Annotated in this window: 13 protein-coding genes; 4 read left to right on the forward strand and 9 right to left on the reverse strand. The window is 68.9% G+C overall.

Translation table 11 applies throughout. The features are described from left to right. Nucleotides 1–93: 93 nt before the first annotated feature. The gene (locus CA237_RS07685) at nt 94–675 is read left to right on the forward strand and encodes a helix-turn-helix domain-containing protein (protein ID WP_066692041.1); all 582 of its coding nucleotides are present in this window, start codon (nt 94–96) and stop codon (nt 673–675) included. On the opposite strand, the gene CA237_RS07690 is transcribed toward CA237_RS07685, so the two are convergent. The 7 genes from CA237_RS07690 to CA237_RS07720 all read right to left on the reverse strand — a co-directional run bounded on the left by CA237_RS07690 (nt 617) and on the right by CA237_RS07720 (nt 9,211). Then, entirely contained in the window at nt 617–2,083 is a 1,467-nt protein-coding gene (locus CA237_RS07690; RefSeq protein ID WP_126013599.1) for an efflux transporter outer membrane subunit, read from the reverse strand. The two genes, CA237_RS07685 and CA237_RS07690, sit on opposite strands and share 59 nt — an antisense overlap. Next, entirely contained in the window at nt 2,083–3,636 is a 1,554-nt protein-coding gene (locus CA237_RS07695) for an MDR family MFS transporter (RefSeq protein ID WP_066692032.1), read from the reverse strand. The genes CA237_RS07690 and CA237_RS07695 overlap by 1 nt, the downstream gene beginning before the upstream one ends. A 1-nt stretch (nt 3,637) precedes the next feature. After that, nucleotides 3,638–4,768 carry an HlyD family secretion protein gene (locus CA237_RS07700; RefSeq protein WP_066692030.1) on the reverse strand — a complete coding sequence of 377 codons (1,131 nt, stop codon included), beginning with the start codon at nt 4,766–4,768 and terminating at the stop codon, nt 3,638–3,640. A gap of 104 nt (nt 4,769–4,872) precedes the next feature. Continuing rightward, nucleotides 4,873–5,619, reverse strand: coding sequence for an AcvB/VirJ family lysyl-phosphatidylglycerol hydrolase (locus tag CA237_RS07705; protein ID WP_126013602.1), 747 nt, complete (start codon nt 5,617–5,619; stop codon nt 4,873–4,875). Next, nucleotides 5,616–8,240, reverse strand: coding sequence for a bifunctional lysylphosphatidylglycerol flippase/synthetase MprF (mprF, locus tag CA237_RS07710; protein ID WP_126013605.1), 2,625 nt, complete (start codon nt 8,238–8,240; stop codon nt 5,616–5,618). Before mprF ends, CA237_RS07705 begins: the two co-directional genes overlap by 4 nt. Beyond that, nucleotides 8,233–8,649, reverse strand: a complete 417-nt coding sequence (locus CA237_RS07715; RefSeq protein ID WP_066692770.1) for a DUF2147 domain-containing protein — start codon at nt 8,647–8,649, stop codon at nt 8,233–8,235. Before CA237_RS07715 ends, mprF begins: the two co-directional genes overlap by 8 nt. Before the next feature lie 205 nt (nt 8,650–8,854). Next, nucleotides 8,855–9,211 carry a hypothetical protein gene (locus CA237_RS07720; RefSeq protein WP_066692027.1) on the reverse strand — a complete coding sequence of 119 codons (357 nt, stop codon included), beginning with the start codon at nt 9,209–9,211 and terminating at the stop codon, nt 8,855–8,857. 253 nt (nt 9,212–9,464) lie between these two features. Between CA237_RS07720 and CA237_RS07725 the strand changes: the two genes are divergently transcribed. Beyond that, nucleotides 9,465–11,072, forward strand: a complete 1,608-nt coding sequence (locus CA237_RS07725; protein ID WP_084401686.1) for an inorganic phosphate transporter — start codon at nt 9,465–9,467, stop codon at nt 11,070–11,072. Between the two features lie 22 nt (nt 11,073–11,094). Continuing rightward, entirely contained in the window at nt 11,095–12,534 is a 1,440-nt protein-coding gene (locus CA237_RS07730) for a glycosyltransferase family 39 protein (protein ID WP_066692025.1), read from the forward strand. A gap of 163 nt (nt 12,535–12,697) precedes the next feature. On the opposite strand, the gene CA237_RS07735 is transcribed toward CA237_RS07730, so the two are convergent. Beyond that, entirely contained in the window at nt 12,698–13,465 is a 768-nt protein-coding gene (locus tag CA237_RS07735) for a hypothetical protein (RefSeq protein WP_126013608.1), read from the reverse strand. A 133-nt stretch (nt 13,466–13,598) separates the two neighbouring features. Between CA237_RS07735 and CA237_RS07740 the strand changes: the two genes are divergently transcribed. Beyond that, nucleotides 13,599–14,699 (forward strand): glycosyltransferase, encoded by a 1,101-nt coding sequence (locus tag CA237_RS07740; protein ID WP_126013611.1) that lies wholly within the window; start codon nt 13,599–13,601, stop codon nt 14,697–14,699. On the opposite strand, the gene CA237_RS07745 is transcribed toward CA237_RS07740, so the two are convergent. After that, complete coding sequence (locus tag CA237_RS07745) at nt 14,660–15,217, reverse strand: hypothetical protein (RefSeq protein ID WP_206432957.1); 558 nt, start codon at nt 15,215–15,217, stop codon at nt 14,660–14,662. The two genes, CA237_RS07740 and CA237_RS07745, sit on opposite strands and share 40 nt — an antisense overlap. Nucleotides 15,218–15,397 lie beyond the last annotated feature (180 nt).

Here is a 15,397-nt window from a genome sequence, read left to right on the forward strand (position 1 = left end):
GGGCAATTCGTCAAAGGTCGATCGGTCCCGACACGCGCTGCTACGACAGGGATGCCCGATGACCTTTGCCCCTTTTCCGGTTAGGACGGGGCGATGACCGACGATGCCGATCCCCGGCCGACGCGCGCGCCGCGTCGCGATGCCGCCCGGCGGCGCGATGCGCTGATCGCTGCTGCTGCCCACAGCTTCACGACCCATGGCTATGGCGTGCCGCTGGAAACCATCGCGGCGGCCGCGGGGGTCGGGCGGGCGACGCTGTACCGCAATTTCCCCGACCGGGCCGCGCTGGCGCTGGCGATCTTTTCGCGTGAGGCCGACCGGCTGGAGGAAGCGCTCGACCCGTCGCTGCCGATCGCGCAGACGATCGAGGCGATGGTCCGCAACGGCGCCGACGCGCTGGCGCTGAAGGCCCGGATCGCGGCCGAACTGCACCTCGACCGCGCCAACATCTCCCGTTTTCAGGAGCTGCGGCTGCGGATGGAGCGGATCCTCGCCCCCGCGCTGGCCGCCGCACAGCAGCGCGGCGAGGTGGCGATCGACATCACCCCGCGCGACCTGCTGTTCACGATCCGGATGGCCAGCAGCCTCGTCCAGCCCTATATGACCGAGGGTGAGGTCAGCCTGCAGCTGGCGGCGGCGTTGCGGCTGTTGCTGAACGGCCTGCGTCCGCGCTGACCGGATCGGTCCAGCCAAGGCCCAGCGCCTTGTTCACCGCGATATAATATTGGGTCAGCTGGGCGCGGGCCTGCGTCACCGCGGCGGTCGCCGACAGCTGCTGGCGTTCGACGTCGAGCTGGTCGATCAGCGTCGTCGTGCCCGCCGCCACGCGCTGGCGGTTGAGCGCGGTGGCGCGCCTTGCAGTCGTCTCCGCCTGTACCAGCTGGCCCAGCTGCCGGCGGCTGTTGCCATAGCGCGACAAGGCGGTCTCCGCATCCTGCAGCGCGTCGAGCACGGTCTTGCGATAGGCCGCGTCCGCCTGATCACGCTGCGCCTCGCTGACGCGGGTGGCGGCGCGGGCCTTGCCGAAATCGAGGAACGACCAGCTGAGCGAGGGCGCGGCGATCGCGGCGATGTTGCCGAGGTCGAAGATATCGCCGGGCGAGGTGCCGCCCAACCCCAGCAGGCCGAGGAAACGGATCCCGGGCAGCTCGCGTGCCCTGGCCACGCCGATCCCGGCGGTGCCGGCGGCAAGCTGGCGTTCGGCGGCGCGGACGTCGGGCCGCCGCGCGATCAGCGCGGCCGGGTCGCCGACCGCGACCTGTGCCGGGGGCAGCGGCACGAGCGCGACGGGGCCGAGGGTCGCGTCGAGCGCGCCCGGCGTGCGGCCGGTCAGCACCGCCAGCTGGTTGCAATATTCGTCGCGCTGGGCGGCGAGCGGGATCGCCTGCGCCCGCGTATTGTCCAGCTGGGTCTGGAGCCGTTCGACCGACAGTTGCGACGCGGTGCCGGCGGCGAGGCGCTGGCGGGTGAGGGTCAGCTGCTGTTGTTGCAGGCGGGTGGTCGCGTCGCTCAAGCCGATGCGGGCCTGAACGTCGCGCAAGGCCACATAGGCCTGCGCGACGGCGGCCGACAGCGATACCTGTACGTCGGCCAGATCGGCGAACCGGGCGTCCTCGGTCGCGCGGGCCTGTTCGGTGCGACGCCGGCCGCCGCCGAACAGGTCGAGTTCCCAACTGGCATTGGCGCCGACATTGTAGAACTGGACATCGGTGCTGCCGCTGCCCGGCTCGATCGGGGGCAGGCGCGCGCCGAGCACGGTCGCATTGGCGCTGACGCTGGGCAGTTGCGCGGTGCGCTGCTGCGTCAGCTGGGCCTGCGCCTCGCGCACGCGGGCAAGGGCAAGGTCGATGCTCGGGCTGTGTGCCAGCGCGTCGTCGACCAGGCGGGTGAGCAGCGGGTCGTTCAGCCCCTCCCACCAGCGCGCGAGGCCGGGGGCGGCGGTGAAGGCGGGGTCGGTCGCACGGGCGAACGATCCACGCCGTACCGCGTCGCCTGCGGTCGCGGGCGGGCCGGCATAGTTCGGGCCGACGGTGCAGGCGCCGAGCAGCAGCAGGGCGATCAGGGAAAGGGGTCGCGTCGTCATCAATGCACCGTCGCCGGTTTGGCGCCCTTGGGCAGGGGGCGGAGGAACAGGACGAGGGGCAGGACGCAGAAGGTGCCCATGCCCATGATCCAGAAGATGTCGTTGTACGTCATGGTCAGCGCCTCGGCCGAAATCTGTTGCGCGAGCAGCCGAAGTCCCACCGCCGGATCGCCGACCGCGTGGCCGAGCTGCGCGACATAGGTCTGCACCTCGGGGCTGTTGGCGTTCAGCGTCTCCTCCATCCGGCGCGAATGGAAATACATCCGCTGGTCCTGCAGGATCGAGATGCCGGCGAGCGAGAAGCTGCCGCCCAAATTGCGGAAGGCGTTGAACAGGCCCGACGCATCGCCCGCATCCTCGGGCGGGACCGAGCGGACGCAGGCCTGGCTGAGGAACAGCATGCACAGGATCTGGCCGACGCCGCGCAGCAGCTGCGACGCGGTGAAGTCCGGGCCGGAGGATTGCGCGGTGAGGCTGGCGTCGAGCAGCGCGGCGGTGCCCATGATCAGCAGCCCCATCGACACCGCGATGCGGATGTCGATCCGCTTCAGCAGGATCGGGACCATCGTCATCAGGATCAGGCTGGGGATGCCCGACAGCAGCACGACCTTGCCCGCCTGCAACGCATTATAGTTCGCCAGCGCGGCGAGGAACTGCGGGATGGCATAGCTGGTGCCGTAGAGGACGACGCCTAGCACGATGCCCATCAGGGCGACCGCGCCGAATTGCCGGTCGAGCAGCAGCTTGAGCTTGATGATCGGGCGCCGCGCGGTCGCCTGTCCCCAGAACAGCAGGACGAAGCCGACCGCGCTGGTGAACGCCATCCAGCGGATGAGTTCGGAATCGAACCATTGTTCGCGCTGCCCGTCCTCGAGGAACACGGTGAGGCCGCCCAGTCCCAGCGCGAGGCCGGCGATGCCCAGCCAGTCCGCCTCGCGGAACAGGTGCAGCTTCGCCTTTTCATGCGGCAGCCCGACCAGCAGCAGCGTGACGAGGATCGCGCAGATCGGCACGTTCAGGAAGAAGGCATAGTGCCAGCTGATATTCTCGGTCAGCCAGCCGCCGACCAGCGGCCCCAGCACCGGCCCCAGGATCGCGGTCACGCCGAACACGGCGATGCCGACCGGCTGCTGGTGCGGCGGCAGGCGCTGGGCGATGATCGTCTGCGCGGTCGGGATCATCGCCCCGCCGGTGAACCCCTGTCCGACGCGACCGACAATCATCATCGGCAATGTCGTGGCGATGCCGCAGATGACCGAGAAGATAGTGAACAGTCCGGCGGCGATCAGCAGGAAGGTCCGCATCCCCAGCATCCGCTGCAACCAGCCGGCCATGGGGATGATGACGATTTCGGCGACGAGATAGGCGGTAGCGATCCACGTCCCCTCGGTCCCGCTGGCGCCGATCTCGCCCTGGATGGTCGGCAGCGCCGAATTGACGATCGAGATGTCGAGCGTCGCCATCAGCGCGCCGAGATTGCCCGCGATCACCGCCAGCCATGCCGCAAGATCGGCCCGCTGTGGCGGGGCGGCGGTCACGGCCGCGCTGGCCATCTCAGCGGCCCGCCTGCTCGCGCAGTTGCTTCAGCTCGTCGCGTGCGCTGCGGGTGTCGACGGTGACCGTGACCGATAGACCGGGAACCAGCAGGCGGCGGGCCTCCGGTGTCGCCTCGATCGAGACGCGCACCGGCACGCGCTGCGTGATCTTGGTGAAGTTGCCGGTCGCGTTCTGCGGCGGCAGCAGCGAGAATTGCGCGCCGGTGCCCGGCGCAATGCTTTCGACCCGGCCCTTGATGTGGACGCCGTCGAGCGCATCCACGTCGATCTCGACCGGCTGGCCCGGGCGCATCAGCGCGAGCTGCGTTTCCTTGAAATTCGCGGTGATATAGAGCCGGTCGAGCGGCACGACCGACATCAGCCGGGTGCCGGCCTGCACGAACTGGCCGATGGTCACGGTCTTGTCGCCGATGCGGCCGGCGATCGGTGCGGTCAGCTGCGTCGCGCCGACATCGACGCTGGCGGCGGCGAGCTGCGCGCGGGCGGCCTGTCCCTGCGCGCGGCCCTGCGCGACCTGGCTTTGCAGCGAGGCGACGCGGCGCTGCTGCGCGGCGACGGCGGCTTCGGCGGCGCGGACATTGTCGGCCGACTGGCGCGCGGTGACTTCGAGCTGGGCCAGGGTCTGGCGGGTTTCGGCGCCCGAAGCGGCGAGCGGGCGGTAGCGCGCGACTTCGCCGGCGTCATAGGCGGCCTTGCTGCGCGCGGCGGCCAGCTGGGCGCGGGCCTGATCGATCGCGGCATATTGTTCGGTGATCTGCGCGCGGGCGGTATCGGCCTGCGCGCCGGCGACGGCGATCTGCGCCTCGGCCTGCGCCGCCCGCGCACGGGTGTCGCGCGGGTCGATGCGGACCAGCGGCTGGCCGGCGGTCACGTCCTGATTGTCGCGGACCAGCACTTCTTCGACATAGCCCGAAACCTTGGGCGCGATCGTCACCATGTCGGCCTGCACGGTGGCGTCATTGGTCTCTTCGAAGAATTTGCCGTTGTTCTGATAGTCGATGTACCACCAGCCGCCGACCACCGCCGCGACCACGACCAGCGCGATCAGGATCCATTTGGCCCGGCCGTTGCCGCGCTTCGCCTCGGTCGCTTCGTCCGCCGGCTGATTGTCGTGCTGTTGGTCGCTCATCGGTCGCCTGGGTCCGCCCTGTCCGGCCGCCCGTCGCGGCAGACCCTGTATTAAGTGGACGATTTGTCCGGATCAAGGCGGGCTTGGGTGCGGCGCACAAAAATTCAGGCAAAGATGCGCGGATCGGCCATGCGCAGCGTGGCAAGGATGGTGGCGATCACCAGCTGGTCGTCATGGTGCAGGAAATGCCCGCCAGGCAGGCCGACGACCTGCGCAGGGCTGCCGCGGAGCGTCGGGCACAGGCTGTCCGATTCCTCGCGGCCATAGATGCAGATGACCGGTGCCCAGTCGAGCGTACGCATCGCCGCGGAGGGACGGGCATCGGGCGTGCCGTGATAGAGGATGCCGGTGGGGTCGGAGCGGAAATAGACGGTTTCGGCAGGCACAACGACGCTGATCGCCGCGACTTTCGCGCGCAGGTCGGCGGGCAGGTCGGGGGCGGTGGCCGATACCATGTCGGCGCCGAACGACTGACCCATCAGGATCACCCGCTGCGCCCCGGTCCGTGCCAGCGCGGTGCGGATCGCGTTCGCGACGATCGCATCGACCTGTTCACGGGTCTTGCGCGTGCCGAAATTGACCGGGGAGCTGACCCCGACCACCGGGATGCCGTGCGCGGCGAGCGCGGGCACGACCTCGCTGCCCAGACCGAAGCGCAGCCCCATGTCGCCCGAGATATAGACGGCGGCGACCGCCGGATGCTTTCGGCCCCCGTCGAACAGGCGCAGCGACTGGCTGTCGATCAGATGGAGCGCTGGGGCAGCGAGACCGAGCAGCACCAGCAGCCCGGCAAGGAGCGCGCCGATGCCGAAGCGGCGGCGCAGGCGACGACGACGGTCGAGGCGGTTCATGGCTGGGATACTTTCGGTTCGGGCGCGAGGGTGTCGGCGGCGGGAGCGGGGGGCAGGTAGAGCGCGGGCTGGGGCCGCGAGATCAGGCGGGACAGGTCGCGCAGGCCCCGCAACAGGCCGACACCGCCGGGCCCGGCGATGTAGCGCGGCTCCCATCCCGGCGCGAACTTCTCCTTGTAGGTGCGCAGGCCCCGGAAACCGTAGAAGCGCTCGCCATGGCGGAAGATGAACGCCGCCGCCTTGGCCCATGCCGGAGCGAGCCGGCGATCCTCGATCCCCGACAGCGGCGCCATGCCGAGCGAGAAGCGGGCATAGCCGTGTTGCTGCGCCCAGAGCATCAGGTTGACGAGCAGATAGTCCATCGTGCCGGGCGGGGTGTCCGACCGGTGGCGCATCAGGTCGACCGACGCCTCCTTGCGGTTTTCGGTCAGCCACAGATTGGCGAAGGCGACGATGCGGTCGTCGATCGTCACCACCGCCATGTCGAAGAACGACAGATAGGCGCGGTCGAAATGGCCGAGGCTGAAGCCCTTTTCCCGCTGTGCCTTGGCCTGGAGCCATTCGTCGGAGACCGATTCGAGTTCGTCCATGATCGGGCCGAGTTCGCTGGCGGCGACGATGTGCATCCGCGCGCCCTTGCGCGCGACCGCGCGTTCCGACTTGCGCAGCGCGCGCAGGCGGGGGGTGTCGAGGGTGAAGCTGGTCAGATCGACTACGGCATCCTCGCCATATTTGACGATGCTCAGCCCCATGCCGATCGCGATATCGAGCACCGGCGACGAAATCTGATAGAGCAGCAGCCGCCCCTGGTCGCGGTCGGCGAGGTCGCGGAGATTCCACAGCAGCTCGCCCCATGCCTCGCGCGGGCCGACCGGATCGCCCATCACCACCCAGCTGGCACCGTGGACCTGGTACATGACGAAGGCGTCGCCGGCGTCCGACAGCAGGAAGCGCTTGTCGCCGGTCAGCGCCAGCATCGTGTCGGTCCGGTTCGCGCTGGCGAGGATGCGACGCACGGTCACCGAATCGACCTCCGACAGCGCGCTGCGGGCCGCCGTCGCGGTCGGCGACATCAGCCGCCAGACACAGGCACCGGCGAGCATGACGATGACGCCCAGCGTCGCGCGCAGGAAACGCGGCGCATCGCTGTGCAGCGCAAACTTCCACCACAGATTTTCGGAATAATCGACATGGCGATAGGCGAAGAAGCCCGCCCAGATCGTCAGTGCGATCACGGCGGCGACCGACGCGACCCAGCCGGGACCGACCGGTTGCCCGGTGAGGGCCGTGCGGCGGTAGAAGGCGCTGCGGGTCCATTGCAGCAACGCGGCGACGGTGAGGCAGGCGGTCGCCTCCTCATAATCCAGCCCCTTGAGAATCGAAAACAGCGCGGCGGCGATCAGCAGCGTGCGGGTGGCGAGGAACGCGCCGTCGAGGCGACGATAGAGGGCGGGGGCGAGCAGGAGCAGCGCGGTGCCGGTCAGGCTGGCAGCGATCGAACTGAACTCGATCATCGGCAGCGGCAGGATGGCGGCGAGGTCGCCCATGCGGGCGCGAACCGAGGGGAGCGAGCCGGACAGCAGCAGCATCGCACCGGCCATGAAGGTCGCGACGCTCAGCGCCAGCGGAGCGACTCCGGTGGCGACGGCGCGGACGCCCGAGAGGAAGCGGCTGGAGCGGCGGCGCTGGCGCGCACCTTCGTGCCACGCCAGGACGAAGACGCCGAAGCCGAGCGGCAGGAGGTAATAGAGCACGCGATAGGCGATCAGCGCGGCGAACAGGGTGGCGCGGTCGACCGGGACCACCGCCAGCACGACCGCTTCGAACACGCCGATGCCGCCCGGGACATGGGTGACGACGGCGGCGACGATGCCGAGCGTATAGGCGAGGATGAAGGCGGGCAGCAAAGCGGGCGCGGCGCCGGGGATCAGGACGAACAGCGCGGCACTGGCGCAGGCGATGTCGACCAGCGCGATGGCGATCTGGAGGAGGAGCAGACCGGGGCTTGGCAGGGGCAGGGTAAAGCCGAACAGGCGGATCGGCGCGCGCACGACCGCGCAGGCGCCGAGCAGCGCGATCGTCAACACGGCGATGCTCCAGCCGGCGGCCTGGACTTGCGTTGCCGACAGTTTCAGGCCGGCAAGGTCGAGCGCGCCCGGGTGCAGCAGCAGCGCGACTCCGGTGACGCTGACGACTCCGGCCCAGAAGGTGCCGCTGGCGATGGCGACGACGCGCGCGACGTCGGGGCCGTCCAGCCCGGCGGCGCTGTAGATGCGGTAGCGCGCCGACCCGCCGGTCAGCAGCGCGAGGCCAAGATTGTGGCTGAGCGTATAGCTGGTGAACGAGGCGAGTGCGGCGGTGCGCCAGGGGAGCGGGCGGGCGATGGTATGCAACGCCAGCAGGTCGTAGAAGGTCAGCGCCAGATAGCTTCCGGCGGTCGCGAGCAGGGCGAGGACGATCTTGGTCACCGACAGGTCGTGCAGCGCGGCGCGGACATCGGCGAAGCGGATCTCCTGCGTCAGATGCTGGAGCGCGGCGAAGCCCAGCGCGATGAGGGCAAGGACGACCAGGACGCCGATCGGCGTGCGATAGCGATCGAGCAGGCGGCGCAGCTCAGCCATGCGGCACCTGTTCGATCCGCGACCAGCTCTGGGTCCGGCAGAGCATGCCGCCCCACATACAGCCGCGAATCCGGAGCGTATCGGGGCGGGGCAGGTCGATGCGCGAGGCGAAGCGGCGGCCCATGTCGGGCACGAACACCGTGCCGGTCCACGCTCCGCTGCCATCGGCGGCGTAATCCTCGAGCAATTCGGTGCCGAGCAGCCGGTCGACGCCGCCATCCTTCGCATCGGCGCGCGCGGACGGGCTGGCCCACACCACCCAGCCGCACAGATGCGCGCCGCACGGACCGGTGCGGACCGCGACATTGTTGTGCGGGCTGAGCCACAGGCCGGCGGGCAGCTGGGCCGGCGTGTTGGCCGCGGCGGGCATGGCCAGCGCCAGCGCCGCGATTCCCGCCCATCCGCGCATCGTTCGATTCCCCTTCATGGGGAAGGGCGTAGCGAATGGCGGGTTGCCGGCGGTTCAGCGGGCGCTGAACAATCGGTAATGTTTGGGGGCTTTTCGTCATTCCCGCGAAGGCGGGAACCCATAACCGCCAACGGCCGAGAAGGAATCGCTAGCGTCGGCGTATATGGACCCCCGCCTTCGCGGGGGTGACGCATGGGGCGTGCGCCTACCGGTTCAACGCGTAGGTGATGATGAAGCATGCCGCCGTCAGCAGCAGCATCGCGAGGATGAAGGTCGCATCGGCGATCCGCTCCAGCCAGTGCAGCCGCCTGGTGCCCTGCACCCTGAGCGCGAAATAGGAGCTGAGCGTCGCGATCAGGAAGAGAAGCGCGTCGACCGAGAGCAGGTCGTCGGCGATCGTCTGGCGCGCGCGCATGGTGATGGTGACGTGCAGCAGCCCGATGCCGGTCAGGCAGACGCCGACCATCGCCGAGGCGATCGGGCAGATCATCCGGCAGGTGCGCTCATCCAGCGCGATGCGGCGGCGATGGGCGGAGGACGGGGGAGGTTCGCGCTGATCCATGGCGCCGCATGGCACCCCTGCCGGGTGAGTCGTCAAGCGCGAAGCGGTGCCGATTCGCCGCATGGCATGTGGCGGCAAGGCAACGCCATCGGCGCAAATCGGGGATTTCGCGCATCATATCGCCAAAGCGCATTCGGTTCGCTATGGGGCGCATCGCCGAACCGCGATGCCGACGCGTTGGGCGTGCGACGCTCCCGAAGAGCTGTCACACTTCGCCGATAGGGCGACACGTTCATTCGGCAGGGGAATTTCGATGACGAGCGCAGCGCTGGAGCGGGATGGACGCCCCGGCCCGAAACTGGACGACGGCTTCGGCCGCGCCGGTACGTTTGGATTCGCCACGGCGATCGTCGCCGCTCTCGGCTATGTCGTCTACAACGTCTATCACGATGCGGCGGCGGCCAGCGTCGATCCGCTGACGCTGATGCCCTTCGCGCTGCTGGTGCTCGCGCTGATCATCGCGCTGGGCTTCGAATTCGTGAACGGTTTCCACGACACCGCCAATGCGGTCGCGACCGTGATCTACACCAATTCGATGCCCGCCCATGTCGCGGTGGTGTGGTCGGGAGTGTTCAACTTCCTGGGCGTGCTGATGTCGACCGGCGCGGTCGCGTTCGGCATCATCTCGCTGCTGCCGATCGAGCTGATCCTGCAAGTGGGGTCGTCGTCCGGATTCGCAATGGTGTTCGCGCTGCTGATCGCGGCGATCGTGTGGAACCTCGCCACCTGGGCGCTGGGCATTCCGTCGTCGTCGTCGCACACGCTGATCGGGTCGATCATCGGCGTCGGCGTCGCCAATGCGATCCTGCAGGGGCGCAACGGGTCAGCCGGGGTGGACTGGGACAAGGCGACCGAGATCGGCAAGGCGCTGCTGGTGTCGCCGATGATCGGCTTCGGCGTCGCCGCGCTGCTGTTCCTCGCCATGAAGACGCTGATCCGCAACCGCAAGCTGTACGAGGCGCCGGTCGGCGACACGCCACCGCCGCTGTGGATTCGCGCGCTGCTGATCTTCACCTGCACCGGCGTCAGCTTCGCCCACGGGTCGAACGACGGGCAGAAGGGCATGGGCCTGATCATGCTGATCCTGATCGGCACGGTGCCCACCGCCTATGCGCTGAACCGCGCGGTGCCGGCACAATATGAGGCGCAGTTCGCGACCAACAGCGCCGCCGCGGTGCGCGTGCTGACGCCGCAGGGCGATGGCGCGCTGCCCGACGACGCGACCGCGCGGTCGCAGGCGCAGCGCTACATCACCGACCGCAAGCTGACCGCCGAAACCGTGCCCGCCGTGACCACGATGGTCGGCGCGATCGAGCAGCAGGTCCGCGAATATGGCACGCTGGCCAAGGTGCCGGCCGCCGTCAGCGGCAATATGCGCAACGACATGTACCTGACGTCGGAAGCGGTGAAGAGGCTGGCCAAGGAGCCGACGCTGTCGCTGACCGAAGGCGACAAGAAGGTGCTGACCGAATATCGCGGGTCGCTGGACGCCGGCACGCGCTTCATCCCGCTATGGGTCAAGGTCGCGGTCGCCTTCGCCCTGGGTCTGGGCACCATGGTCGGGTGGAAGCGGATCGTGGTCACGGTGGGCGAAAAGATCGGCAAGACCCACCTGACCTATGCGCAGGGTGCGTCGGCCGAACTGGTGGCGATGGGCACGATCTTCGGTGCCGACAGCCTCGGCCTGCCGGTGTCGACGACGCATGTCCTGTCGTCGGGCGTCGCCGGCACGATGGCGGCGAACCGGTCGGGGTTGCAGATGTCGACGGTGCGCAACCTGTTGATGGCATGGGTGCTGACGCTGCCGGTGTCGGTGCTGCTGTCGGGGTCTCTGTACCTGCTGCTCAACCGGATCTTCTGACCTGCGCGACGGGGAGCGACGCATGCCGACCTCCCCGCCGCTGCGTCGCGACCCGGTCGCGTGGGTGATCCTGATCCTCGTGTGGTTTTCCTGCGCGTGGTTCGGGTCGTGGGAGTTCAACCCCAACAACGCCGTCCGCATGTTCGCCACGCTGTCGCTGGTCGAGGAGGGCGACGCCACCATCGACGAATATGCCGCGCTGACGATCGACAAGGCGCATTTCGGCGATCATTATTATTCGGACAAGGCGCCCGGCATCACCGTGCTGGGCATCCCCGCCGTCATGGTCGCGAATGCCGTGTCGGGCCAGCGCGCCAGCGATTTCGTGCCGGGGTTCGAGAATCGCGAGTTCAACCGTTTCCTCAAAATTCGCATCCGGCTGGTGGCGATCACCATCTGCGCGGTCTTGAGCGCGCTGGCGGCGATGCTGCTCTACGATCTGGTGCGCAGGGTTACCCGCGATGTCGAGGCGGGGGCGGTCGCGGCTTTGTCCTATGGGCTGGGCACGACGGTCTGGGGATGGTCGACGACGATCTTCGGCCATGCGCCGGTCGCCGCGCTGCTGGTGATTGCGAGCTGGGCGGTGTGGCGCGGGACCGGGCCGGGGCGGTCGTGGTTTCATGCAGTGGTCGCGGGCCTTGCGCTCGGCTGGGCGGTGCTGATCGAACATTCCGCGCTGATCGCCGGGCTGCCGGTTGCGGGCTATGCCTTGTGGCGGCTGCGGTCGCTGCCGCGCGGGGAGGCGGTGCGGACCGTTGTCGTCGCGCTGGCGGTCGGGGCGAGCGCGCTGGTGGTGCTGGTCGGCTATAACCTGATCGCGTTCGGGACGGTGTTTCGGCTCGGCTATTCGGGGGTCACCGACTTTGCCGGCATGCAGGAGGGGTTTTTCGGGCTGACCTATCCTAAGCCCTATGTCCTGTACGAACTGACCTTCGGCGAGCGGCGGGGGATATTGTGGGTCGCGCCGATCCTGATCGTCGCGCCGTTCGGCATCGCGATGCTGGTGCGCGATCCGGCGACGCGGGCGATCGGCTGGTTGGCGGTCGCAGGGGCGGTGGTGCCGTTCCTGATCAACGCCAGCTATTATTACTGGGACGGCGGCAACGCGACGGGGCCGCGCCACGCGCTGCCAGCGGTCGGGTTCCTGTGCATCGGTATCGGCGCGTTCTGGGCGCAGGCGACGCGCTGGTCGCGAACCGCTGTCGCGGTGCTGCTGGCCGGGTCGGTCGTACTCAACATGGCGATCGCCAGTGCCGAGATCACCGCGCCGGGGGGCGAACCGCGCGCGCTGGCGGTGGCGGTGTTCCGCGAGCGGTTCGATCCCGGCTATCTGCGGACGGTGGCGGACGAGTGGTTCGGGTACACGCCGTGGCAGGGGCTGGCGATCTGGGCTGCGGTTGCCGGGGTGCTGACGGTCGCGTTGGCCGGGTTGGTTCGGCGGGCGAAGGTAAAAGAAAGATAGGGGTCCGCGCGGAGGCGCGGAGACGCGGAGGGGTTGCGCCTGTAGCAACCCTCTCCCGCGCCAGCGGTCTCTTTCCCGTTGCAACGGGAACAAGCGTCTCCCGATCGCGCGGCATTCGCCTGGAACGCAACGCCTCCGCGTCTCCGCGCCTCCGCGCGAACCCCTATTCCGCCGCTTCCGCCTGCGGCACCGGGATGGTGAAGCCGAACCGCGCCTCCACCTCCGGGTCGAGCCAGGCATGGATATGCGCGCGGTCGGTGTCGGAAATGTCGGCATAGGCGGTGGGAGTGAAGGGGCGCTTGCCCTGCCCCTTGTAGCTGTCCTGCGACACGAACGGGTCGGCCATGGGCAGGCCGGTGGCGGCGGACAGGTCGGCGATCACGCCGGCGGGGTCGGCGACGAACGCTTCATGGCTGAGCAGCGCGACATGGTGCGCGCGGTCGTGCAGGCCGCTCCAGTGGCGCAGCTTCGCCGTACGCTTGGCGAGCGGGTTGGCGAAGCGTTCGCCGGTATCGGGGCAGCGTTCGTGCAGCATCTCGCGCCCCAGCACCGGATGGTCGTCCTCTACCCCCCAGAACTCTTTGTCCCAATAGCTGTGCCACGGCGCGCGGATGAAGTCGGAGAAGCCGAGCGCCTTCAACTCCGGATGGGCGTGCCAGGGCTGGCGATGCAGGCTGCGCACCCAGTCTACGGACTCGCGCGCGACCGCCAGCACCATCACGTCGCGCGGGAAGAGCACCTGTTCGGGCACGAACCAGTGTTTGAAGCCGTAGCTTTCGGTAAAGGCGGCGCGGCCGAGATTGGCCTCGATCGATCGGATCAGGACGTTGGTCCCCGAACAACGCTGTCCATAGACCTGGATGGCGCGGATCGGGGTATCGCCGCGGCGCAGGATGGAGAGGCCGGCACGCGGGGTCGTCCAGGTCGACATGCAGTTCATATTCCCATGCGAATCATCGGAAATCATTGTGATCCCGAAATAATTTTCGCTTGTCGGGGCTACGCAGGGAGCCGGCAAGGGTTCCCGGCGTTCGTGCAGCCAGACGGGTTTCTCCGGGGGACATATGACGACGCGGCCGATCACCTTCTTCATCCATCATCAGGGGCGTGGCCACGCCAACCGGGCGATGGCGATCATCCGCGAGCTGCCCGCCGACCGCCGCGTGACGATCCTGTGTGCGCGGCCCGAATTGTTCGACGGGTTCGACCGGCCGGTCGATCTGGTGCAACTGCCCAACATGATCGGCGCGCCGGTGCCGACGGCCGCGCTGTTCGATCAGCCGACGCCGGAAGTGCTGCATTGCGTACCGCTGGGCGTGGACGCCACGCGGCGGACGATGCGCACGATCCTCGACCATCTCGACGATGCCGCCCCGGCCTTGTTCGTGGTCGATGTATCGGCGGAGATCGCGCTGATGGCGCGGATCGCCAGCGTGCCGGCGATCAAGATCCGCATGCATGGCGACCGCACCGATCCGGGGCATCTGGGCGCGTATCAGGCGTGTGTCGGGCTGCTGGCGCCGTTCGACGAGAGGATAGAGCAGGACGACTTCCCCGACTGGGGCCGGGCCAAGACCTGTTATACCGGCGGGCTATGCACCACCACCGATACGGTGCCGACCAAGGCGGAGGCGCGGGCGCGGCTGGGGATCGATCCGGAGCGCGAGGTCGTGCTGGTGCTGACCGGCGGCGGCGGGGCGGGGACGCCCTATGCGCCCCTCACCATGGCGGCGCGGGCGGTGCCGGACGCGCTGTGGCTGGTGGTCGGACCGGTGCTCCGCGAGGGGCATGAGACCGATTTCGGCAATCTGGTCGAGAAGGGCTGGGTCGACGGTGTGACCGACCACATTGCCGCCGCCGATGTCGTGATCGCATCCGCGGGCGACAATACGGTGCATGAGATCGCGCGGGTCGGGCGGCCCTATATCTGCGCGCCCGAATGGCGGTATTTTGCCGAGCAGACGCGCAAGGCCGACCGGCTGGCGGAAGTCGGCGCGGCGGTGGCGCTGCACCAGTGGCCGGGGTCTTTGGCGCCGTGGCGCGGGTTGCTGGATCAGGCGAAGGCGCTCGACCCGGCGGCTTTGGCTTCGCTGTACGACGCGCAAGCGGCGGCGCGGGCGGCGGATTATATTGAGGGGCTGGCGGTGCGGCTCTGGGCTGACTGACGCGCGGCACGGGCGAACAGCGCGGCGCTGGCGAGCCATAGCACGCAGAAGAAGGCTGTGCCGCACAGAGTCGTGCGAACGCCGACCGGGCCGGGTGTCGCCCAGCCGGCGGCGAGGCCGGTCAGCCCGATGGCGAGCTGCGTCGCGGCGGCGGCGACCATGGCACGGGCGACACCACGGGGGCGGAGGCGGGCGAGGAGCGTACCGCCGACCGCGACCAGCAGGACGAGGCCGAAGACCGCGTTGACGTCGTTATCCTCGCTGCCGAAGAACCCGACCGCCGCGTTGATCCACACCAGCAGGAACGCGGCGGCGACCGCGACCAGCGTGCCTGCACGATAGGCAAGGCCGGTCGACGCGCGCTGGCCCAATTCGATCGCGCCGCCTGCTACGCCGAGCATGACGGCCGCGAAGACATAGTCGGCGGGCGTCCATGGCGCGCCGGCGACGAACGGCACGGCGAGCAGCGCGGCGGCGGCGCTCCAGCCGAGCAGGTGCGGGTTGATCGAACGGGTCATGGGCGGTCCTTTCGCGGTCTCTGCCGGAGGGTATCGCAGGGCGATGTCGGCTGCGAAGGGAGGGGTTGTGCAGATTTGGTGGAGAATTATCGGCTCGTTCAAGCATGGCCGTACCCCCGCGCAGGCGGGGGTCCAGAGCCGCAAGCGCCGCGCTTCGTTACCCTGGACCCCCGCCTGCGC

Origin of the sequence: Sphingomonas sp. ABOLH (genome assembly GCF_003951715.1) — a bacterium.
Lineage (GTDB): Bacteria > Pseudomonadota > Alphaproteobacteria > Sphingomonadales > Sphingomonadaceae > Sphingomonas > Sphingomonas hankookensis_A.